The organism is Micromonospora sp. NPDC049257 (assembly GCF_040678915.1).
Taxonomy (GTDB): Bacteria; Actinomycetota; Actinomycetes; order Mycobacteriales; family Micromonosporaceae; genus Micromonospora; species Micromonospora antibiotica.
In genome coordinates this window covers 26,584-47,969 of the sequence record NZ_JBFAQU010000033.1, presented here as the reverse complement: position 1 = coordinate 47,969, position 21,386 = coordinate 26,584, and the positions used below count along the sequence as shown (strand labels likewise).

The 21,386-nt window shown below is 72.6% G+C and carries 19 protein-coding genes; 13 read left to right on the top strand and 6 right to left on the bottom strand.

The genetic code is table 11. The features are described 5' to 3' along the window. Window positions 1-32: 32 nt before the first annotated feature. The 5 genes from AB0K25_RS29035 to AB0K25_RS29015 all read left to right on the top strand — a co-directional run bounded on the left by AB0K25_RS29035 (window position 33) and on the right by AB0K25_RS29015 (window position 7,017). Complete coding sequence (locus AB0K25_RS29035; protein ID WP_219464501.1) at window positions 33-698, top strand: hypothetical protein; 666 nt, start codon at window positions 33-35, stop codon at window positions 696-698. A 151-nt stretch (window positions 699-849) separates the two neighbouring features. Next, window positions 850-1,782, top strand: coding sequence for an ABC transporter ATP-binding protein (locus tag AB0K25_RS29030; RefSeq protein ID WP_219464502.1), 933 nt, complete (start codon window positions 850-852; stop codon window positions 1,780-1,782). Next, window positions 1,779-2,603 (top strand): ABC transporter permease, encoded by an 825-nt coding sequence (locus AB0K25_RS29025; RefSeq protein ID WP_208568347.1) that lies wholly within the window; start codon window positions 1,779-1,781, stop codon window positions 2,601-2,603. Before AB0K25_RS29030 ends, AB0K25_RS29025 begins: the two co-directional genes overlap by 4 nt. A gap of 366 nt (window positions 2,604-2,969) precedes the next feature. Further along, window positions 2,970-6,761: a multifunctional oxoglutarate decarboxylase/oxoglutarate dehydrogenase thiamine pyrophosphate-binding subunit/dihydrolipoyllysine-residue succinyltransferase subunit gene (locus AB0K25_RS29020; RefSeq protein WP_219464503.1), complete on the top strand. Its 3,792-nt coding sequence runs from the start codon at window positions 2,970-2,972 to the stop codon at window positions 6,759-6,761. Window positions 6,762-6,837: 76 nt separating this feature from the next. Continuing rightward, window positions 6,838-7,017: a DUF6104 family protein gene (locus AB0K25_RS29015; protein ID WP_091241170.1), complete on the top strand. Its 180-nt coding sequence runs from the start codon at window positions 6,838-6,840 to the stop codon at window positions 7,015-7,017. 81 nt (window positions 7,018-7,098) lie between these two features. On the opposite strand, the gene AB0K25_RS29010 is transcribed toward AB0K25_RS29015, so the two are convergent. Together AB0K25_RS29010 and AB0K25_RS29005 are read right to left on the bottom strand one after the other, a co-directional pair. After that, a complete protein-coding gene (locus AB0K25_RS29010) occupies window positions 7,099-9,285 on the bottom strand; it encodes a glycosyltransferase (protein WP_363823734.1) in 2,187 nt (728 codons plus the stop codon). Continuing rightward, window positions 9,278-9,868, bottom strand: coding sequence for a hypothetical protein (locus AB0K25_RS29005; protein ID WP_363823732.1), 591 nt, complete (start codon window positions 9,866-9,868; stop codon window positions 9,278-9,280). Before AB0K25_RS29005 ends, AB0K25_RS29010 begins: the two co-directional genes overlap by 8 nt. Before the next feature lie 272 nt (window positions 9,869-10,140). Here AB0K25_RS29005 and pta point away from each other — a divergent pair, with 272 nt between their 5' ends. The 4 genes from pta to AB0K25_RS28985 all read left to right on the top strand — a co-directional run bounded on the left by pta (window position 10,141) and on the right by AB0K25_RS28985 (window position 15,362). Then, window positions 10,141-12,216, top strand: coding sequence for a phosphate acetyltransferase (gene pta / locus AB0K25_RS29000; protein WP_363823730.1), 2,076 nt, complete (start codon window positions 10,141-10,143; stop codon window positions 12,214-12,216). After that, a complete protein-coding gene (locus tag AB0K25_RS28995) occupies window positions 12,213-13,334 on the top strand; it encodes an acetate kinase (protein WP_363823728.1) in 1,122 nt (373 codons plus the stop codon). The genes pta and AB0K25_RS28995 overlap by 4 nt, the downstream gene beginning before the upstream one ends. Before the next feature lie 88 nt (window positions 13,335-13,422). Beyond that, window positions 13,423-14,337 carry an alpha/beta hydrolase gene (locus AB0K25_RS28990; protein WP_219464509.1) on the top strand — a complete coding sequence of 305 codons (915 nt, stop codon included), beginning with the start codon at window positions 13,423-13,425 and terminating at the stop codon, window positions 14,335-14,337. Window positions 14,338-14,399: 62 nt separating this feature from the next. Then, entirely contained in the window at window positions 14,400-15,362 is a 963-nt protein-coding gene (locus AB0K25_RS28985; protein ID WP_363823726.1) for a chlorophyllase, read from the top strand. A 126-nt stretch (window positions 15,363-15,488) separates the two neighbouring features. Here AB0K25_RS28985 and AB0K25_RS28980 read toward each other — a convergent pair whose 3' ends face one another. From AB0K25_RS28980 to AB0K25_RS28970, 3 genes are all read right to left on the bottom strand, one after another. Continuing rightward, complete coding sequence (locus AB0K25_RS28980) at window positions 15,489-16,451, bottom strand: zinc-binding dehydrogenase (protein ID WP_357535074.1); 963 nt, start codon at window positions 16,449-16,451, stop codon at window positions 15,489-15,491. Between the two features lie 97 nt (window positions 16,452-16,548). Further along, complete coding sequence (locus AB0K25_RS28975) at window positions 16,549-17,727, bottom strand: NADP-dependent malic enzyme (protein WP_219464511.1); 1,179 nt, start codon at window positions 17,725-17,727, stop codon at window positions 16,549-16,551. 140 nt (window positions 17,728-17,867) lie between these two features. Continuing rightward, window positions 17,868-18,218: a S24/S26 family peptidase gene (locus AB0K25_RS28970; protein ID WP_307799415.1), complete on the bottom strand. Its 351-nt coding sequence runs from the start codon at window positions 18,216-18,218 to the stop codon at window positions 17,868-17,870. Between the two features lie 84 nt (window positions 18,219-18,302). Between AB0K25_RS28970 and sodN the strand changes: the two genes are divergently transcribed. Genes sodN through AB0K25_RS28955 form a run of 3 tightly spaced genes read left to right on the top strand, consistent with a single transcriptional unit; the run spans window position 18,303 to window position 19,665 of the window. Continuing rightward, window positions 18,303-18,707: a superoxide dismutase, Ni gene (sodN, locus tag AB0K25_RS28965; protein WP_091241196.1), complete on the top strand. Its 405-nt coding sequence runs from the start codon at window positions 18,303-18,305 to the stop codon at window positions 18,705-18,707. Further along, on the top strand, window positions 18,704-19,264 hold the full coding sequence (locus tag AB0K25_RS28960; RefSeq protein ID WP_308290903.1) for a GNAT family N-acetyltransferase: 561 nt from the start codon (window positions 18,704-18,706) through the stop codon (window positions 19,262-19,264). The genes sodN and AB0K25_RS28960 overlap by 4 nt, the downstream gene beginning before the upstream one ends. After that, the gene (locus AB0K25_RS28955; RefSeq protein ID WP_208568337.1) at window positions 19,261-19,665 is read left to right on the top strand and encodes an ATP-binding protein; all 405 of its coding nucleotides are present in this window, start codon (window positions 19,261-19,263) and stop codon (window positions 19,663-19,665) included. The genes AB0K25_RS28960 and AB0K25_RS28955 overlap by 4 nt, the downstream gene beginning before the upstream one ends. Before the next feature lie 118 nt (window positions 19,666-19,783). On the opposite strand, the gene AB0K25_RS28950 is transcribed toward AB0K25_RS28955, so the two are convergent. Continuing rightward, entirely contained in the window at window positions 19,784-20,173 is a 390-nt protein-coding gene (locus AB0K25_RS28950; protein ID WP_219464513.1) for a hypothetical protein, read from the bottom strand. A gap of 42 nt (window positions 20,174-20,215) precedes the next feature. Between AB0K25_RS28950 and AB0K25_RS28945 the strand changes: the two genes are divergently transcribed. Beyond that, window positions 20,216-21,166, top strand: coding sequence for a diacylglycerol kinase family protein (locus AB0K25_RS28945; RefSeq protein WP_363823723.1), 951 nt, complete (start codon window positions 20,216-20,218; stop codon window positions 21,164-21,166). Window positions 21,167-21,386 lie beyond the last annotated feature (220 nt).

The window sequence follows — 21,386 nt, the reverse complement described above, 5'->3', positions numbered from 1 at the left end:
ATCCGGGGCGGACGACGACGTGCGGAGTGGCGATGATCATCGAATCCCGGTACAACGGCCCGCCCGGTTCGGGCAACGGCGGGTGGAGCGCCGGGGTCTTCGCCGGGGCGTACGACACGGACCGGCCGGTCGAGGTGACGCTGCGTCGTCCGCCGCCGCTGGACATCCCGCTCACCCTCACCGACGGCGACGTGTACGACCCCGACGGGCACCTGGTCGCCGAGGTACGCCCGGCCGGCGACCTGCCCGACCCGGTCGCCCCGGTGGACCCGGTGACCGCGCGTGCCGCCTCGGCCGGCTACCCGGGACTGGTGGACCACCCCTTCCCCGGCTGTTACGTCTGCGGCCCGGAGCACCCGGACGGGCTGCGGATCTTTCCCGGTCGGCTGCCCGACGGCCGGACCGCCGCGTCGTGGCGTACCCCCCGACGGGTGACCGCGCCGACCGCCTGGGCGGCGCTGGACTGCCCCGGGGGCTGGGCGGTGATCGCCCCCGGCCGGCCGTACGTGCTGGGCCGGATCGCCGTGGCGCTCGACGCGCTTCCCGAACCCGGTGAGGAGTGCGTGGTCACCGGTAAGGTGATCACCGCGGAGGGACGGCTGGCGGTGGTGCACACCAGCCTCTACGGCAGCGCCGGCGCGCTGCTCGGTCGGGCCCGCGCCACCTGGGTGGCGCTGCCGCCCGTGTCTCGTCCCTGAGGACGACCGCCTCCTGCCTGAGACGGAGCACGACTTACCGACCCGGGCTGATGGCATATCTTGACCAGGCCAGTCAGGCTGGTCAGCGGCGCGTTGCGTAACGACGCCGCAGACTGCGGCGCGCGAGGCGCCGCCGCACGGGAGGAGAACGATGTCCGACGGGCAGTGGAGCCCCAGCACCGGCCAGATCGTCGTGTCCGGACTGACCAAGCAGTACAAGAACGTACGGGCGGTCGACAACCTGTCCTTCACGGTCGAATCCGGCCGGGTGACCGGCTTCCTCGGCCCGAACGGGGCGGGTAAGACGACCACTCTGCGGATGCTGCTGAACCTGGTCACCCCGAGCGGTGGCACGGCGACGATCGGCGGCCAGCGGTACGCCGACCTGACCGACCCGCTGCGGCACGTGGGCGCGGTGCTGGAGGCGTCCAGCGCGCACAAGGGTCGTACCGGGATCAATCACCTGCGGGTGATCTGTGCGGCGGCGGGCCTGCCGAAGAGCCGGGCCGACGAGGCGCTGGCCCTGGTCGGGCTCACTCCGGCGGCGAAGCGCAAGTTCAAGGGGTACTCGCTGGGCATGAAGCAGCGGCTCGGTATCGCCGCCGCGATGCTCGGCAACCCCCGGGTGCTGATCCTCGACGAGCCGGCCAACGGTCTGGACCCGGAGGGCATCCGCTGGATGCGGGGCTTCCTCAAGGGGCTGGCCCACGAGGGGCGTACGGTGCTGGTCTCCAGCCACCTGCTGTCCGAGATGCAGCTCCTCGCCGACGACGTGGTGATCATCGCGGCCGGCAAGCTGATCCGGCAGGGGCCGGTGGAGCAGGTACTCGGCTCGATGGCGCAGGGCGGCCGGGTTCGGGTGCGTACCCCGCAGGCCGAGGAGTTGACCGTGGCGCTGCGTGAGCAGTCCGCGACGGTGGAGACCGACGAGCACGGTGTGCTGCTGGTCAGCGGGCTGGAGGCCCCGGCGATCGGCCGGGCCGCGCTGGCCGCGAAGGTCGAGCTGCACGAACTGACCCCGGAACGACCCGACCTGGAACGGGTCTTCCTGGAGCTGACGGCCGGGAAGGCGGGCATCCGATGAACCTGGTCCGATCCGAGCTGTTGAAGATCCGCACCACCAGCACGTGGTGGATCTTCGGCCTGATCACGGTGCCGCTGTGGGCACTCACCGCCCTGATCAACTGGTTGCAGACCGACGCGCTGGCCAACAACAACTTCGGCGACGTGCCGGCCGACCAGGCCGACCAGATCCAGGCCGCGCAGTCGGTGGACAGCCTGGCCGCCAACGTCTACACCAACGGGCAGTTCTTCGGTCTGATGATCGTGATGCTGCTCGGCATCATCGTGGTGACCAGCGAGTTCTTCCACCAGACGGTCACCACCACCTTCCTCACCGTGCCGCACCGCACCGCGGTGATGTTGGCCAAGCTGGCCGCCGCGGCCGTCCTGGCCGTGCTGTTCTGGCTGGTCACCACCGGGTTCAACCTGATCTTCGGGGCACTGGTGATGAGCAGCGTCGACCTGGGCTCCCAGCTCGGCAGCGGCGCGGTCTGGCGGGCCACCGCGCTCAACGGCCTGGCCTATCTGCTCTGGTCGGTGCTCGGCGTCGGGATCGGGGTGCTGATCCGCAGCCAGATCGGTGCCACGGTCACCGGCATCCTGCTCTACCTGGGTGGCGCGGTCGGCGCGGCCATCGCGATCAGCATCCTGGCCGCCCGCTGGGGTGACTGGATCAACGACCTCCAGGTGCTGGTGCCGTCGCTGGCGTCGTCGCTGATGGTCAGCGGGACCGAGATCCCCGGCAACCCGCCCCGCTGGGCGGGCGCGGTGGTCCTGATCGGGTACGCGGTGGTGGCCGGCGCGATCGGCACGCTCACCATGCGGCGGCGGGACATCTCCTGACCGACCGTGCTCCGACCGGCCCGGCCCGGCGTGACGACCGTCACGCCGGGCCGTTCCGTCTCCGCCCGGTGCCCCCATCCGGGAGGCCCGGATGGAAACCGGGAGGCCCGGGTGGGAGCCGGTGGCCCGCCCGGCGCGGGTGACCAGCTGACTCCGATCCGGATCATCAGAACAGTCCGGAGCCAGGTGGACACGAAGAGCTGTTTGACTTCCTACAATTTTTGTGAAAAGGACCACCTGGCCGAGGCGGAAATGCCTATCGTATTTTCACGGCGTAGCCTGGGACTCGTCTCCGTCCCACGACACTTCGCATGACGGCGGCACCGCGTGACACACAAAACCGCGTGAAAGAGGCGATTACCGGCCGTGTCGACCCAGCAGACTTCGCAGGAGAACCCACTGGCGGGTTTCGGCCCGAACGAGTGGATCGTCGAGGAGATGTACCAGCGCTACCTCGCCGACCCATCAAGCGTCGACTCGGCCTGGCACGACTTCTTCACCGACTACCGACCTGCCCCGGGCGCCGCGACACCGCGCCCGGCCGACGGTAGGGCCGCGTCGCCCCAACCGGCCGCAGCGCCGGAGCCGGCCGCAGCCACCAAGGCCGAACCGGCAGCGAAGGCTCCGGCGGCCGGCGCGAAGCCGACCACGACCGCGAAGCCGACCGCCGCTGCCGCACCGACCGCGACCACGAAGCCGGCCACCGCCCCCAAGCCGGCCACCGCCACGAAGTCGGCCACCAGGTCCGCCGGCAAGCCGGCGTCGACCGAGAAGCCCGCCCCGGCGAAGGCACCGGCGGCCAGCTCCGCGGGCACCACGCCGCTGCGCGGGGTGGCCGCCCGGATCGTGCAGAACATGGACGCCTCGCTGTCCGTGCCGACCGCCACCAGCGTGCGCGCCGTGCCGGCCAAGCTGCTGGTCGACAACCGCATCGTGATCAACAACCACCTCGCCCGGGGGCGCGGTGGCAAGGTGAGCTTCACCCACCTGATCGGGTACGCGCTGGTCCGGGCCGTGGTCGAGCACCCGGAGCTGAACAACTCCTTCGCCGAGGTCGACGGCAAGCCGGCGATGGTCCGCCCCGAGCACGTCAACCTGGGCATCGCCATCGACCTGACCAAGCCCGACGGCTCCCGCAACCTGGTGGTGCCGTCCATCAAGGGCTGCGAGCAGATGGACTTCCGGCAGTTCTGGCAGGCGTACGAGGACGTGGTCCGGCGGGCCCGCCGCAACGAGCTGACCATGGAGGACCACAGCGGCACCACGATCTCGCTGACCAACCCGGGCGGCATCGGCACGGTGCACTCGATCCCCCGGCTGATGCAGGGGCAGAGTGCGATCATCGGGGTCGGCGCGATGGAGTACCCCGCGCCCTACCAGGGGATGAGCGAGGCGACCCTGGCCGAGCTGGCGGTCAGCAAGATCATCACGCTGACCAGCACGTACGACCACCGGATCATCCAGGGCGCGCAGTCCGGCGAGTTCCTCAAGGTCATGCACGAGCTGCTGCTCGGCGAACGCGGCTTCTACGACGAGGTCTTCACCTCGCTGCGCATCCCGTACGAGCCGGTGCGCTGGATGCGGGACGTGGCCGTCGACTCCGAGGGCCAGATCAACAAGACCGCGCGGGTGCACGAGCTGATCCACGCCTACCGGGTCCGGGGCCACCTGATGGCCGACACCGACCCGCTGGAATTCACCATCCGCAAGCACCCCGACCTGGACGTCCTCCAGCACGGGCTGACCCTGTGGGACCTGGACCGCACCTTCCCGGTCAACGGCTTCGCCGGCAAGCAGCGGATGAAGCTGCGCGAGATCCTCGGCGTGCTGCGCGACTCGTACTGCCGTCGGCTCGGCATCGAGTACATGCACATCCAGGACCCGGAGGAGCGCCGCTGGATCCAGGAACGGATCGAGCGCCGCTACGAGAAGCCGGCCGCCGACGAGCAGAAGCACGTGCTCAACCGGCTCAACGCCGCCGAGGCGTTCGAGACGTTCCTGCAGACCAAGTACGTCGGCCAGAAGCGGTTCTCGCTGGAGGGCGGCGAGTCGCTGATCCCACTGCTCGGCGAGGTGCTGGAGGCGTCCGCCGAGGACGGGCTGGACGAGGTCGTCATCGGTATGGCGCACCGGGGCCGGCTCAACGTGCTGGCCAACATCGTCGGCAAGCCGTACGAGAAGATCTTCTCGGAGTTCGAGGGGCACCTCGACCCGCGCTCCACCCAGGGCTCCGGCGACGTGAAATACCACCTGGGCCAGAACGGCAAGTTCACCACCCCGGCCGGCGACCACTCGGTCAAGGTGTCGTTGGTGGCGAACCCGTCGCACCTGGAGGCGGTGGACCCGGTGCTGGAGGGCATCGTCCGGGCCAAGCAGGACCGGATCGACCTCAAGCTGGAGGGTTACACCGTGCTGCCGTTGGCGGTGCACGGTGACGCCGCGTTCGCCGGCCAGGGGGTCGTCGCCGAGACGCTCAACCTGTCCCAGCTGCGCGGTTACCGCACCGGCGGGACCGTGCACGTGGTGGTCAACAACCAGGTCGGCTTCACCACCGCCCCGGAGTACAGCCGGTCCAGCCTCTACAGCACCGACGTGGCCCGGATGATCCAGGCGCCGATCTTCCACGTCAACGGCGACGACCCGGAGACCGTGGTCCGGGTCGCCCGGCTGGCCTTCGAGTACCGCCAGGCGTTCAACAAGGACGTCGTGATCGACATGGTCTGCTACCGGCGGCGCGGGCACAACGAGGGCGACGACCCGTCGATGTCCAACCCGCAGATGTACAAGATCATCGACTCGAAGCGGTCGGTCCGCAAGCTCTACACCGAGGAGCTGATCGGCCGGGGCGACATCACCGTCGAGGACGCCGAGGAGCTGCTGCGCGACTACCAGTCGCAGCTGGAGCGGGTCTTCAAGGCCACCCGCGACGCCGCCACCACCCCGCGCCAGGTCAGCCGGCCCAGCCGCGAGGCCGAGCCGGAGCCGCAGGTGGCGACCGCCACCGACGCCGCCGTGGTCAAGGCGATCGGCGAGGCGCACGTCAACCTCCCCGAGGGCTTCACCCCACACAAGCGCATCCAGCAGTTGCTCGACCGGCGGGCCAGGATGTCCGCCGAGGGCAACATCGACTGGGGGTACGGCGAGATCATCGCCTTCGGCTCGCTGCTGCACGACGGGGTCACCGTCCGGCTCGCCGGCCAGGACTCCCGCCGGGGCACCTTCGTCCAGCGGCACGCCTCGATCGTCGACGCCAAGACCGGCGAGGACCACCTGCCGCTCAAGTCGCTCACCGCCGACGGCGAGCGGTCCCGGTTCTTCGTGCACGACTCGCTGCTGAGCGAGTACGCGGCGATGGGCTTCGAGTACGGCTACTCGGTGGAGAACGTCAACGCGCTGGTCTGCTGGGAGGCGCAGTTCGGTGACTTCGTCAACGGCGCCCAGTCGGTGATCGACGAGTTCATCTCCTCCGGCGAGGTGAAGTGGGGCCAGCGTTCCGCGGTGACCCTGCTGCTGCCGCACGGCCACGAGGGGCAGGGCCCGGACCACACCTCCGGTCGTCCCGAGCGGTTCCTGCAGATGTGCGCCGAGGACAACATGCGGGTGGCGATCCCGACCACCCCGGCGAACTACTTCCACCTGCTGCGCCGGCAGGCCCTGTCGCCCAAGCGCAAGCCGCTGGTGGTGTTCACGCCGAAGTCGCTGCTGCGGCACAAGCTCTGCGTCAGCCCGGTGGAGGACTTCACCACCGGCACCTTCGCCCCGGTGCTGGCCGACACCGCCGCACCCGCGCGGGAGCAGGTCAAGCGGGTGCTGCTCTGCTCGGGCAAGGTCTACTACGACCTGTTCTCCGCCCGGCAGGAGCGGGGCGTCACCGACACCGCGATCATCCGGATCGAGCAGCTCTACCCGCTGCCGGTGCAGGAGATCCGCGACGCGCTCGCGGCGTACCCGAATGCGGAGGACTTCGCCTGGGTGCAGGAGGAGCCGGCCAACCAGGGGGCGTGGAGCTTCGTCGCGCTCAACCTGCTGGAGCACCTGGCCGACGTCCGGCTACGTCGCATCTCCCGCCCCGCCGCCGCCGCCCCGGCGGTCGGCTCGGCCAAGATGCACGAGGTGGAGCAGACCGGGCTGATCGACGCCGCCCTGCCCCGCCCCTGACCCATTCCGACCCACCCGGCCCGCCCCCCTGTCAGGGGGGCGGGCCGGGCCCGTCAGCAAGGAACGAGGAGCCCCGGTGTACTTCACCGATCGTGGCATCGAGGAACTGGTGCAGCGGCGCGGCGACGAGCAGGTGACCCTGGAGTGGCTCGGGGAACGACTGCGCGACTTCGTCGACCTCAACCCCGAGTTCGAGACGCCGATCGAGCGCTTCGCCACCTGGCTGGCCCGCCTCGACGACCTCGACGAGGACTGACCGGGGCCGCCCCGGGCAGGCCCCGGGGCGGGCGGAACGCGGGACGCGGACGACCCACCCCGTACCGGGGACCGGCGGCGGTCAGCCGTTGCGGACGGCCGGTTCCAGGCCGGTGCGGCGCAGCTTCTGCCAGCCCAGCCGACCACCGGTCAGCGCGGTGACCACCGCCTGGACCATCACCAGGTACATCAGCTGCCGGTAGACGAACTGTTGCAGGGGCAGCACCCACAGCACCCCCAGCTTCTCCCGGTCCAGCCGGAACGCCACCACCGCGGTGGCCGCCTGCACCCCGAGCATGGCCAGCCAGGCCACCGCCGTGGCCTTACGGTCGAGGAAGAACAGGCCGTACAGGGCCAGCAGGTCGATCACCGGCGCGAGCAGGGGCAGCAGCACCCCGAACAGGCTGAGGAAGAACAGGCAGCGCCTGGTGAACCGGCCGGACGCGCCCCGGTCGAAGACCGAACGCCGGTGCTTCCACATCGCCTGCATGGTGCCGTAGCTCCACCGGTAACGCTGCTTCCACAGTTGGCCGATGGTCGCCGGGGCCTCCGTCCAGGCGCGGGCGGTCTCCTCGTAGACCACTTTCCAGCCGGCCCGGCCCAGGGCGATGGTGATGTCGGTGTCCTCGGCCAGGGTGTCGTCGGTCATCCCCCCGGCGTAGCGCAGCGCCTCCCGCCGGAACCCGCCGATCGCGCCCGGCACCGTGGACATGCAGCGCAGCGTCTCGTAGAGCCGCCGGTCCAGGTTGAACCCGATGACGTACTCGATGTGCTGCCACTTGGCGATCAGGCTGCGCCGGTTGCCGACCTTGACGTTGCCGGCCACCGCGCCGACCTGCGGGTCGGCGAAGGGCTGCACCAGCCGGCGGACCGCGTCGGGCTCGAACACGGTGTCCCCGTCGACCATCACGATCAGGTCGTGCCGGGCCAGCGCCAGGCCGGTGTTCAGGGCGCTGGGTTTGCCGCCGTTGGGCTTGCGGACGACCCGGACGTTGGGCAGGCCGAGCGCGTCGACGATGTCGGCGGTGCCGTCGGTGGAGCCGTCGTCGACGACCACCACCTCGATCCCACCGGGGTGGTCGCCACCGGCGAGGGAACGGACCGCGGCGGCGATCCCCTCCTTCTCGTTGTACGCCGGGACGATCACCGAGACCGGCGCGGTGACCGGCGGCCCCCAGCTCCAACCCTTGGCCCGCCGTCGTCGGGCGTGCCGCCCAGCCAGCACGAACAGCACGAACGTGCGGCCCACGGTGAGCAGGCCGACGACGACGAAGAGCCCGCCGAACACGGTCAGCATGCTGTCGGCGCCCTGCACCGCCCAGATCAACATCCGGCCGCGCCACCGGTCGGCGGCGGTGGCGGGCACGGCGGCGTCCACCCGGTGGTCCGCCCCGGCGGCGGCGAAGGCGAGGTTCAACCCCTCGGTGGCGGTGACGAACCGGTACCCCCGCTGCTTCATCATCGGGATGAACCGGTCGAGGGCGGCGACGGTCTGCGCCCGGTCACCACCGGCGTCGTGCCAGAGGGTGATCGCACCGGCCCCGTCGTCGGGGGTGGCGTTGTCGATGATCCGGTCCACCCCGGGCAGCGACCAGTCCTGGCTGTCGGTGTCGTTGAGCAACGTCAGGTAGCCCAGGTCACCGGCGGCGGTCATCACCGGCCAGTCCCGGTTGTCGATGGCGCCCGGGTGTGAGGAGTAGGGGAAGCGGACCAGCGAGGTCCGCAGGCCGGTGGCGCTGGCCACGGCGAGCTGGGTCTGGGCGTACTCCAGGCGTTGCCGCCACGCTGGCAGCTCGGCGAGGTCGGGGTGGGTGAAGGTGTGCACACCGAGCTGGTGACCGCCGTCGGCCAGCTCACGGGCCACCTCGGGGTGCCGGGCGACCTGGGTGCCCAGCACGAAGAACGTGCCCTTGACCTGGTGGGCGTCCAGGACCCGCAGCACCTCCCGGGTCCAGACCGGGTCGGGGCCGTCGTCGAAGGTCAACGCGATGGTGCGCGGCGGCAGCCGGTAGGAGCGGACCATGTCGCTGCTGGCGCTGATGATCGGGCCACCGGTCACCACCGAGGTGGGCACTTCCCGTTGCCCGGCGGTGCTCTCCCGGCGGTCCGGGGCGAAGGACGCGTTGGCGTACGCGCCGACGAGCAGCACGCCGGCCAGCAGGGCCAGCACCGTACCCAGCAGGATCCAGCTCGGTGGTGGCACCGCCCGGCGTCGCCTGGCGGACCGGACGACGCGACGGCGCCCCGGACGGCCGGCCGGCTCAACCATCGAGGCGTGCGCCGTCGACGCCGCCGGGCAGCGGGTCGGGCAGGGACGGTGGTTCGTCGGTCGGGTCCGGGGGGTTCGGCGTCGTCGGTTCCGGGCCGGGCCGGGTGGGCCGGGGTGAGGCCGACGCGGAGGCCGGGCTGCGGCTCGGCGAACCGGTGGCGCTCGGCGACGGCGAGGCGGTGCCGGTGGTGGGGCGGACCGTGGACGGGGTGACCGGGACGGCGGCGCGTGTGCCCGCCCCGGGCGTGCGGGGGGCGACGGCCGGCGGCACGGTGGTGGCGGGGGCGGGCGGGGTGCCCGTCGCGGGCGACGGGGAGGGCGACGGCGACCGTTCGGGTTGCGCGACCTCGTCGACGAAGGGGAGCACCGCGTGCGGCGCGATGCCGCCCGCGAAGCTGACGCCCACCAGCCCGGTGTAGATCAGGCCCACCAACCCGAGGGCGTACGCCAGCCAGCGCAGTCGGGAGTGACGTCGGCCGCTGGGGTCGACGAAGACGGGGGTCAGCTGGGGTACGGCGGCGATCGTCGCGGTGGGCCCGTCGGCGCGGCTGATCGTCACGGTCGGCCCATCGAGGCCCGTCACGCCGTTGGTACGATGTGGATCCTGAGCCGACTGACCGCCAATTGCGCCCTCAGGCTTCGATCTCTCGGAGGGAGCATTTTTCCTGCTCAGAGGGTCGGCAGTCATGGGATGCGAGTTTAGGCACGAGGATCACTCAGCTCCTAGCGCGTCCCACGAATGAGACTCGGGTCGCACCGACGGCCGCTGGCGGGTGCCGGCCGGCACCGCTTGGCGGCACCGGTACGGGACGAAGGTCCCGGGCGGGGGACGACGTGATCTCCTAGGGTGGGGGCGTGGCCCGCAGCGTCTACCTGACCAGCGTGGGGTCCGGCGGCGGCAAGTCGACCATCGCCCTCGGCCTCGCGGAACTCCTCTCCCGGCAGGTCGAACGGATCGGGGTGTTCCGGCCGCTGGTCTCCGACGCCGGCCCCGACCCGATCCTCGCCCTGCTGCACGACCGCTACCGGATCGACCTGCCCGACGACGAGCTGACCGGCACCACGTACGCCGAGGCGTCGGCCCTGGTCGCCGACGGACGGCGGGAGGAGCTGATCTCCCGGCTCGTCGAGCGGTACCGGGCGGTGGAACGACGCTGCCCGGCGGTGATCGTGGTGGGCAGCGACTTCGCCGACGGCGGGGACACCGCCGGGCCCCGCGAACTGGCCTTCAACGCCCGGTTGGCCACCGAGTTCGGCAGCGTGGTGGTGCCCGTGGTGGACGGCTTCGGGCAGCAGCCGGAGGCGGTCACGGCGGCGGCGCGGGGGGCGTACCACGATCTGGCCGACCTGGGCGCGACGGTGCTGGCGGTGATCGCCAACCGGGTGACCGGGGCGCTGACCCTGCCGGAGCTGCCGGTCCCCGCGTACGCCATCCCGGAGGTGCCGAGCGTGTCGGCGCCGACGGTGGCCGAGGTGGCGGCGGCGCTCGACGCCACCCTGCTGGCCGGGGACGCCGCCGCCCTCGGCCGGGACGTGCTCGACTACGTGGTCGGCGCGGCGCACGTGCCGATCCTGCTCGACCACCTCACCGAGGGGGCCCTGGTGATCACCCCGGGTGACCGGGCCGACCTGCTGGTCGCGGCGAGCACCGCGCACGTCGCCGGGCAGGTCTCGCTGGCCGGGGTGGTGCTCACCCTCGGCGAGCAGCCCGACCCCCGGGTGATGCGCCTGGTCGAACGGCTCAACACCGGCTTCGCCGTGCTCTCGGTGACCAGCGACAGCTACGACACGGTCGAGGCGTCCAGTCACATCGAGGGCCGGCCCGGCCCGGCCAACCCGCGCAAGGTGGAGGCTGCGCTCGGCGCGTTCGAGCGCCACGTCGACACCGTCGACCTGGCCCGCCGGCTGCGGGTGACCCGCTCCGAGCGGGTCACCCCGCTGATGTTCGAGTACGACCTGATCGACCGGGCCCGCGCCGACCGTCGCCGGTTGGTGCTGCCGGAGGGCTCCGACGAGCGCATCCTGCGGGCCACCGAGATCCTGCTCCGCCGGGGGGTCGCCGACCTGACCCTGCTCGGCCGCCCCGACGAGGTGGCCCGCCGCACCCGTGAGCTGGGCATCGACCTGACCGGCGCGGAGGTGGTCGACCCGGCCGGCAGCGCCTGGCGGGACGAGTTCGCCACCCGGTACGCGCAGCTGCGCGCCCACCGGGGCGTCACCGCCGAACTGGCCCACGACATCGTGGCCCAACCCAACTACTTCGGCACCATGATGGTGGCCACCGGGCACGCCGACGGGATGGTCTCCGGGGCCACCCACACCACGGCCGCCACCATCCGTCCCGCCTTCGAGATCATCCGTACCGTGCCGGGCGTCTCGGTGGCGTCGAGCGTGTTCTTCATGCTGCTCGCCGACCGGGTGCTGGTCTACGGCGACTGCGCGGTCAACCCCGACCCGGACGCCGCCCAGCTCGCCGACATCGCCATCTCCTCGGCCGACACGGCGGCCCGGTTCGGCATCGAGCCCCGGGTGGCGATGCTGTCCTACTCGACCGGGGACTCCGGCGCGGGGGCCGACGTGGAAAAGGTCGCCGCCGCCACCAGGCTGGTCCGCGAGCGCCGGCCCGACCTGCTGGTCGAGGGGCCGATCCAGTACGACGCGGCGATCGACCCGCAGGTCGCGGCGACGAAGCTGCCCCAGAGCACGGTCGCCGGGCGGGCCACCGTGTTCGTCTTCCCGGACCTCAACACCGGCAACAACACGTACAAGGCGGTGCAGCGGTCGGCGGGGGCGGTGGCCGTCGGGCCGGTGATGCAGGGCCTGCGCCGGCCGGTCAACGACCTGTCCCGGGGCGCGAAGGTCGCCGACATCGTCAACACGGTGGCGATCACCGCCATCCAGGCGGCCGGATCGCCGGAGGAGGGGTCGTGACCGACCGGGTGCTGGTGCTCAACTGCGGGTCGTCGTCGGTGAAGTACCGGCACTACGACGGGGAGTCGGTGCTCGACTCCGGCACGGTGGAACGGGTCGGCGAGCCGGGTGGCGGGCCGGCCGACCACGCCACCGCCGTGCGGGACATCCTCGGCCGGCTCGACCTGACCGGGCTGACCGCGGTGGGGCACCGGGTGGTGCACGGTGGCCGCCGGTTCAGCGCACCGGTCCGGATCGACGACGCGGTCGTCACCGCGATCGGGGAGCTGGTGCCGCTGGCCCCGTTGCACAACCCGGCCAACCTGGCCGGCATCGAGGTCACCCGGGAGCTGCTGCCGCAGGTCGCCCAGGCGGCGGTCTTCGACACCGCGTTCCACCACACCCTGCCCGCGTCCGCCGCCACGTACGCCATCGATCTGGACACCGCCCGCCGCCACGACATCCGCCGGTACGGCTTCCACGGCACCTCCCACGCGTACGTGTCGCGGCGCACCGCCGAGCTGCTCGACCGGCCGTACGACCGGTTACGCACGATCAGCCTGCACCTGGGCAACGGGGCGAGCGCCTGCGCGGTGGACGGCGGACGCAGCGTGGCCACCTCGATGGGGATGTCGCCGCTTGCGGGGTTGGTGATGGGCACCCGCAGCGGCGACCTCGACCCGACGGTGATCTTCCACCTGCGCCGGGAGGGCGGGATGGGGGTCGACGAGATCGACGACCTGCTCAACCACCGCAGCGGGCTGCTCGGGCTGACCGGGGCCAACGACATGCGGGAGGTGCAGTCCCGTCGGGCCGCCGCGGATCCCGCCGCCGTCCTCGCCTTCGACGTCTACTGCCGGCGGATCACCGCCTACGTCGGGGCCTACCACGCGCTGCTGGGCGGGGCGGACGCGATCACCTTCACCGCCGGGGTGGGCGAGCACTCCCCCGAGGTGCGGGCCGCCGCCCTGGCCGGGCTGGAGCGGCTCGGCATCGCCGTCGACCCCGACCGCAACACCGGCACCGGCGACCGGGTGATCTCCCCGGCCGGCGCGCAGGTCAGCGTCTGCGTGGTCGGCACCGACGAGGAACGGGAGATCGCCCGGCAGACCCGGGCGGTGCTGGCCGAGGCGGGCTGAGCGGTGGAGGCCGACCGACCGGGGTGGTGACCACCATCGGTCCGGACGGCGGGGCCGGACCGGGCCACCGACCACCTACCGTGCAGGCATGGGGGTGAGGCGGCTGTGCGCCGTGGTGCTGGCCGCGTTGCTCGCCGGTTGCGGCCCGGCCACCGCCGCCACCGATGCACCGCCACCGCCGGCCCGGCACGCCCCGGAGCAGGCCCTGCCGGTCGCGGTCCGCACCCTCACCGTCGACCCGTCCGGGCCGCGCCCACTGCCGGTGACGCTGTGGTACCCGACCGTGGGTGGCCGGGTCGCCCCGGGCCGGTTCCCGGTGGTGGTGCACAGCCACGGCCTGCACAGCCTCCCCGCGCTGCACGCCGCGTTGGCGGTCCGGTGGGCCGCCGCCGGTTTCGTGGTGGCCGCGCCGACCTACCCGTTCACCAACCGGCGGGCGGCCCGGTTCAGCCGCGCCGACGTCCGCAACCAGCCCGCCGACGCCTGGCGGGTGATCCGGCACCTGGTCCGGCTGGACGCCCGCGCCGGTGACCCGCTGGCCGGGCACCTGGACGTCGGCCGGTTCGCCGCGACCGGCCACTCGGCGGGCGGCTTCACCACCGCCGGCATGTTCACCTCCGGTCACCCGGCCCGACTGCGCTCCGGCGTGATCATCGCCGGGGGCGGACTGGCCGGTGCCTTCGCCGGGCCGGCCGCCCCGCTGCTCTTCGTGCACGGCACCGCCGACCCGGTGGTGCCGTTGACCGTCGGTCAGGCCGGTTACCGGCGGGCGACCGGCCCGAAGGGGTTCCTCAGCGTGCTCGGGCAGGGCCACGGCGAATACCTGACCCCGGGCCGCCCAGGCTTCGCCGAGGTCCTCGCCGCCACCACCGACTTCCTCCGGTGGACCCTCTACGACGACCGGGACGCCGGCCGCCGGCTGCGTACCGGCGCCGCCCGTCCCGGCGTCACCACCCTCGACGACCGGTGGGCCCTGAACGGCCGGGGCGGGTCGGCGGGCTGACCGTCCCGCCGGGGCGGCCGTAGCCGGTCGGGTGGCCCGGCGGGCGAGGCACAATCGGGTTCATGTCCCGTCGCCTCACCCCGGTCCTGCTGACCGCCGCGCTGCTCGCCGCCGGCCTGGCCGGCTGCTCGACGCAGACCCCCGACCGCGCCGTCGCCCCACCGGAACCGCCGAAGACCAGTGCGCCGGCACCGCGCGTCCCCGCCGGCACCGCGCCGGCCGAGGCGTTCGCGGTCGGCGTACGACAGCTCAAGCTCAACCGGGGCGGCGACCGCCCGCTGCCGGTGACCCTGTGGTATCCGGCCCGGGGCGCCGCCGGCGAGGCGGCCCGGCGCGACGCGACGGCGGCGACCGGACGGTTCCCGGTGGTGGCGTTCAGCCACGGCCTGGACGGGCGGCCGGTCGACTACCAGGTGCTGCTGACCCGCTGGGCGGCGGCCGGTTTCGTGGTGGCCGCGCCGACCTTCCCGCACACCGGCAAGGGCACCGACGGCAGTGTCCTCGACGTGCTCAACCAGCCCGCCGACGTGTCGTACGTGCTGGACAAGGTGCTGGCCCTGGACGCGAGGGCCGGTGACCCGCTGCGCGGCCGGCTCGCCACCGACCGGGTGGGCGCGGCCGGCCACTCGGCCGGTGGGGTGACCACCATCGGTCTGTTCACCACCGGCCGCGACGAGCGGCTGAAGGCCGGGGTGGTGCTCGCCGGGACGGGTCTGGGCGTGGGCACCGCCTTCGCCGGGGCCGCCGCCCCGCAGCTCTTCGTGCACGGCGAGGCCGACGAGGTGGTCGACTACGCCGCCGGCAAGGCCGTCTATGACGCGGTGCCCTGGCCCAAGGCGATGCTCAGCCTGCCCCGGGGTGACCATGGTCGGGCGCTGCTCGGTGACGGCCCGGCCCTGCGGGTGGTCGCCGACACCACGATCGAGTTCCTCCGCTGGTCCCTCTACGGCGACGAGGCCGCCAAGGGGCGACTTCCCGCCTCGGCGGCCCGGGGCGACGTCGCCGTCCTCGACGACCGCCTCTGACCGCGCCGGTCGCCCGACCGGCGGCCGGCCCCACGGGCCGCCCGGCACCGCCGGGCAGTCAGGCGGCCCGGCGGCCCGGCACCGCCCGTCGGTCAGGTGGTCAGGCGGCCCGGCACCGCCGGGCGGTCAGGCGGTGTGGTCGACGACGACCTTGCCGAAGACCTCGCCGGAGCGCAGCCGGGCGAAGGCGTCGGCCACCCGGCTGAACGGGACCACGCTGTCCACCACCGGGCGCACCTCGTGTTCGGCGCAGAAGGCGAGCAGCTCGGTCAGCTCGTCCGGGGTGCCCATGGAGGTGCCGAGGATCTCCAGCTGCATGGCGAAGACCCGGCGCAGGTTCACCGGCGGCAGGTGGCCGGAGGTCGCGCCGGCGACCACGATCCGGGCCATCGGGGCGGCCGACTTCAACGAGTGGTCGAAGGTGGCCGCACCGACCGTCTCGATGACCACGTCGACCCGCTCCGGCAGCCGGGCGCCGGGCTCCACCGCGGTCGCCCCCAGCGCGGCGACGCGTTCCCGCTTGGCGGCGTCGCGGCTGGTGGCGTACACCCGCTTGCCGAGCGCCAGGCCGAGCGCGACCGCCGCGGTGGCGACACCCCCGCCGGCCCCCTGCACCAGCACCGCCTCGCCGTCGGCGATCCGGCCCCGGGTGGTGAGCATCCGCCAGGCGGTGAGCCAGGCGGTCGGCAGGCAGGCCGCGTCGGTCGCCGACAGGCCCGCCGGCAGCGGCAGCAGGTTCATCCGGGGTACGGCCACCCGCTCGGCGAGGGTGCCCTGGTAGTGCTCGGAGAGGATGGAGACCCCGCGCGGGTCGCCGGGGGTGGGCAGCACCGGGTAGATGACCACCTCGTTGCCGTCCGGGTCGGTGCCGGCCGCGTCGCAGCCGAGGATCATCGGCAGTTGACCGTCGGCGAGCCCCACGCCCTGTAGCGACCACAGGTCGTGGTGGTTGAGCGAGCTGGCCCGCACCTGCACCGTCACCCAGTCGTCGGCCGGGTGGGCGGGCTCGGGACGGTCACCGACGGTGAGCGCGGCGAGCGGGTTGTCGGCGTCGAACCGGGAAGCATAGGCGGCACGCATGATCCGCACCGTAACAGCGTAACGATCGTTCACGAAGGGTCCGGGCCGTCGGCCCGGACCCTTCGCACCTGCTCGGGGCGCGTCGTGCGGCACGCGACCGGTCGATTCAGGCGCGGGCGACCCCGTCGTGGCGGGCCGCCTCGGCGACCGCCGCCGCCACGGCTGGGGCGACCCGGGGGTCGAGCGGGGACGGCACGATGGCGTCCGCGCTGAGCGACCCGTCGACCACCCCGGCGATCGCGTCGGCGGCGGCCACCTTCATCCCGTCGGTGATCCGGGTGGCCCGCGCGTCCAGCGCGCCCCGGAAGACCCCCGGGAAGGCGAGCACGTTGTTGATCTGGTTGGGGTAGTCGCTGCGCCCGGTGGCGACCACCGCCGCGTGCCGGGCGGCCACCTCCGGGTCGACCTCGGGGGTCGGGTTGGCCAGCGCGAAGACGATGCCGCCCGGGGCCATCCCGGCGACCGCCGCCTCGGTGATCCGCCCGCCGGAGACGCCGATCAGCACGTCCGCGCCGCGCAGCGCCTCGGCGACGTCACCCCGGCGGCCCTCGGCGTTGGTGGTCTCGGCGAGGTGCGCCTTGGTCGCGGTCAGGTCGGTGCGGTGCGGCCCGATGACGCCCCGGGAGTCGCAGACCACCACCTGTGCGGGGTCCACTCCCCCGGCGACCAGCATGTGGGTGACCGCTACCCCGGCGGCACCGGCCCCGCTGACCGTCACCCGCAGGTCGCCGAGCTTGCGGTGCAGCAGGGTCGCCGCGTTGCGCAGCGCCGCCAGCACCACGATCGCGGTGCCGTGCTGGTCGTCGTGGAAGACCGGGATGGGCAGCATCTCGTCGAGCCGCCGTTCCACCTCGAAGCAGCGTGGGGCGCTGATGTCCTCCAGGTTGATCCCGCCGAACGACGGGGCGAGGGCCCGCACCGTCGCCACGATCTCGTCGACGTCCTGGGTGTCCAGGCAGATCGGCACCGCGTCGACGTCGGCGAACTGCTTGAACAGCACCGCCTTGCCCTCCATCACCGGCAACGAGGCACGTGCGCCGATGTTGCCGAGCCCGAGGACGGCGGAGCCGTCGGTGACCACCGCGACGGTGTGCGACACCCAGGTGTAGTCGTCGGCCAGGGCCGGGTCGGCGGCGATCGCCTCGCACACCCGGGCCACCCCCGGGGTGTACGCCAGGGAGAGGTCCTCGCGGGTGCTCAGCGGGACCGTCGGGGCGACGGCGAGCTTGCCGCCCCGGTGCAGCAGAAAGACGGGATCAGCGGGATCCACGGTGGACGCAGACATGGTGACTCCAGGATCTGTCGAGCAGACGGAGCGGCCGGCGCGAGGGCGCGAGGTGAGGCGGAGCGGCGACACGCGGTACGGGGGTCACCCGGGCACCTCCCGAGCATAGTCAGCCGACCCGTACCCGGTTGTGAGGAGGGTCATATCGGCGTGGTCGCCAGCCGGCCGGGACGGGGCCAGTAGCGCAGCACCACCCGGCCCAGCACGTCGGCCACCCCGTACGCCCGGGAGTCGTCGGTGACCAGCGCGTTGTCACCGTGCAACCACCAGCCGCCCTCCTGGGGGCGGACGGCACGCTTGACCACCAGCAGTTCCGGGCGGCTCCGGAAGACGGCCACCACCACGTCACCGGGGCGGACCGGCCGACCGCCCCGCCGGACCAGGACGGCGTCGCCGTGGCGCAGGGTCGGCGACATGGACGGCCCGGTCACGCCCACGGCGGTGAGCGGGGCGGACAGCCGTGGGGGGGAACCGGACCCGTCGACCGTCACGAGGTTTCCCCTCCGCCCCTGCCGGGGACGTGCTCAGGAGTAGTGTCGGCTCGGATCATCGCAAACATCCCATGGAGGACCCTGATGCGACTTGCCCGCATCCTTTCACCCCGTGTGACCGCCAGCGCGCACTGCGACCTGCCGTGCGGCGTGTACGACCCGGCGCAGGCCCGGATCGAGGCCGAGTCGGTCAAAATGATCTGCGAGAAGTACCAGGCGAACACCGACCCGGAGTTCCGCACCCGGGCGATCCTGATCAAGGAGCAGCGCGCGGACCTGGTCAAGCACCACCTGTGGGTGCTGTGGACCGACTACTTCAAGCCGCCGCACTTCGAGAAGTACCCGCACCTGCACCAGCTGTTCAACGAGGCCACCAAGGCGGCCGGCGCCGCCGGCGCCAAGGGTGCGACCGACCCGGCCAAGGCCGACGAGCTGCTCCAGAAGATCGACGAGATCTCCAAGATTTTCTGGGAGACCAAGCAGGCGTGACCGTGCCCGCCACGGCACCGACGATCCGGCCGGCACGTCCTGAGGACGTGCCGGCCGTCGTCGCGATGGTGCACGAGTTGGCCGACTACGAACGGGCCGCCGACCGGTGCCGGCTCACCACGGCGCAGCTGGACACCGCGCTGTTCGGCCCCGCACCGGCCCTGTTCGGGCACGTCGCCGTGGACGACGACGACCAGCCGGTCGGCTTCGCGCTGTGGTTCCTCAACTTCTCCACCTGGGCCGGTGTGCACGGCATCTACCTGGAGGACCTGTACGTCCGCCCGACCCACCGGGGCACCGGGGCCGGTCGGGCGCTGCTCGCCACCCTCGCCGGGATCTGCGTCGAACGCGGTTACCAGCGGCTCGACTGGTGGATGATCGACTGGAACCCGGCCGCCCGGTTCTACGCCTCGATCGGGGCCGGGCCGATGACCGAGTGGGTGCCCTATCGGCTCGACGGGGCGGCCCTGCGCGCGCTCGCCGCGGTAGGGGTGACGTCGGCCACGCGTCCGGATGCCCGGCCGGGTAGAGTCCCGGACCGGGGGGATGAGGCGTGACTCAACTGACCGGCCAGCCAGCGACCGACGACGACGTGGTGCACCTCACCGTGCCCGCCGACGGCGGCTACCTGGGCGTACTGCGCACCGCCACGGCGGGCCTCGCGGCCCGTCTCCAGTTCGCCCTCGACGAGATCGAGGACCTGCGCATCGCGGTGGACGAGGCGTGCGCGATGCTGCTCGCCATCGCCACCCGCGACGCCGAGTTGGAGTGCCGCTTCGCGGTCACCGAGGACGCGCTGACCGTCGAGGTGACGGTGCCGACCGTGCGCGGGGCCGCCCTCCCGGGCGAGTCCTCGTTCGCCTGGAAGGTGCTCACCGCGCTGACCACGGCGGCGGCGGCCGAGTCGACCGACGGCCGGGCCACCATCTCACTGTTGACCCGCCGCTCCGGTTACTGAGCCCGTCGCCGGGGGCGGGGCGTCCCGGTCGCTCACGGCGGCCCACCCGGCACGGTGGACCCCGGTTCGAGTCGGCTCTCGACCGGTGGGCCCGTGCCGGTCGTCGCCACCGGGTCGGTCAGCCGAAACCCAGCGCCTTCGTGGTGGGTGGGCTGACCAGCAGCGCGCAGACGCCGAGACCGAGCACCATCAGCGGCACGCCGAGCCAGCCCAGCCCGCCGGAGATCATGAACCAACCGACCGGCAGCAGCATCAACTCCAGCACCATCGCCGGGGCGCGGGCACCGGCCCGGCGGCCCGCCAGCGCCCCACCCAACGCCCAGAGCGCCGCCGCCCCGCCGACGGCGAACCCCGTCACGAAGAGTGCCGAGACCAGGTCGGTCCGGGTGGCGGTGAGGTCGGCCCAGACCAGCCAGCCGGCGAGTGCCGCCAGCGCGACGGCCTCGGCCCGCAGCAGGCGTACCGCCCAGCGCAGGGTGTCGGGAACCGGCGCGGAGTCGATCGTCACGCGGGCCACGATACCCCCACCCGATCACGTAAAGTGCCGGCCATGCGGGCCGTCCTGGTGGTCAATCCGAAGGCCACCACCACCAGCGAACGCAGCCGGGACGTGCTGGTCCGGGCGCTGCGCAGCCAAGTAGACCTGTCGGTGCGGTACACCCGACGTCGGGGTCACGCCACCGACCTGGCCCGGGAGGCCGCCCAGGAGGGCGTCGACCTGGTGGTCACGCTCGGTGGTGACGGCACCGTCAACGAGGTGGTCAACGGCCTGATGACCGCCGATCCGCCGACGATCCGCACCGGTGGCTCCCCGGCGGAGCGGTTGCCGGCGCTGGCCACCGTGCCGGGTGGTTCGACGAACGTCTTCGCCCGGGCCCTCGGGCTGCCCCGGGAGTGGGCGGACGGCACCAGCATGATCCTGGAGGGGCTTCGGCTGGGCCGGTCCCGCACGATCGGGCTGGGGCGGGCCGACGACCGCTACTTCACCTTCTGCGCGGGCTTCGGCCTGGACGCGGCGGTGATCCACCGGGTGGAGCAGGCCCGGCGACGGGGCCGGGTGTCCTCGCCGTCGCTCTACTTCCGTTCCACCCTCAGTCACTACTTCCTCGGTTCGCACCGCCGGCATCCGGCGATCAGCCTGGAGCGGCCCGGGGAGCCAGCCGAGGGCGAGCTGGGCACGGTGATCATCCAGAACACCGCGCCGTGGACGTACCTGGGCGACCGGGAGGTCAACCCGAACCCGGAGGCGTCGTTCGATCTCGGGCTGGACGTGCTGGCGCTACGTCAGCTGCGCGTCGCCAGCACGACACGCACAGTGACACAGTTGCTGTCCCGACACCCCGATCCGCGCGGCAAGCAGGTGCTGCGGTTGCACGATCTGGGCGAGTTCACGCTGGTCTCGGCCCGCCCGCAGGCCTTCCAGTTGGACGGGGACTACCTCGGCGAGCGACACAAAGTCAGATTCACCTCCGTTCCCGGCGCACTGAGAGTAATCTGCTAGGTCTCGGGTAACGCCCTAGGTCGAGCGGTCGGGACACCGCGCGGCGCGGTGGCCGCCACACCGAGGAGGAGTGCCGGAAATGTCAGCAATGTCACGCGGACTGTACTATATTGATCCTCGACTGTGGTACGCCGGGTAACAGGGAAGCCTGAAAACCCGACAAAAGGGTCGTGAGCTTGCTCACCGAGCGGAGTTTTTCCGAGCGTCACCCCTTGACATC

Excerpts from the sequence above, each read along its gene's own strand:
- AB0K25_RS29035 (WP_219464501.1), top strand. The coding sequence starts at position 33 with ATGATCATCGAATCCCGGTACAACGGCCCGCCCGGTTCGGGCAACGGC.
- AB0K25_RS29030 (WP_219464502.1), top strand. The coding sequence starts at position 850 with ATGTCCGACGGGCAGTGGAGCCCCAGCACCGGCCAGATCGTCGTGTCC.
- AB0K25_RS29025 (WP_208568347.1), top strand. The coding sequence starts at position 1,779 with ATGAACCTGGTCCGATCCGAGCTGTTGAAGATCCGCACCACCAGCACG.
- AB0K25_RS29010 (WP_363823734.1), bottom strand. The coding sequence starts at position 9,285 with ATGGTTGAGCCGGCCGGCCGTCCGGGGCGCCGTCGCGTCGTCCGGTCC.
- AB0K25_RS28990 (WP_219464509.1), top strand. The coding sequence starts at position 13,423 with ATGGGGGTGAGGCGGCTGTGCGCCGTGGTGCTGGCCGCGTTGCTCGCC.
- AB0K25_RS28985 (WP_363823726.1), top strand. The coding sequence starts at position 14,400 with ATGTCCCGTCGCCTCACCCCGGTCCTGCTGACCGCCGCGCTGCTCGCC.
- AB0K25_RS28975 (WP_219464511.1), bottom strand. The coding sequence starts at position 17,727 with ATGTCTGCGTCCACCGTGGATCCCGCTGATCCCGTCTTTCTGCTGCAC.
- sodN (WP_091241196.1), top strand. The coding sequence starts at position 18,303 with ATGCGACTTGCCCGCATCCTTTCACCCCGTGTGACCGCCAGCGCGCAC.
- AB0K25_RS28945 (WP_363823723.1), top strand. The coding sequence starts at position 20,216 with ATGCGGGCCGTCCTGGTGGTCAATCCGAAGGCCACCACCACCAGCGAA.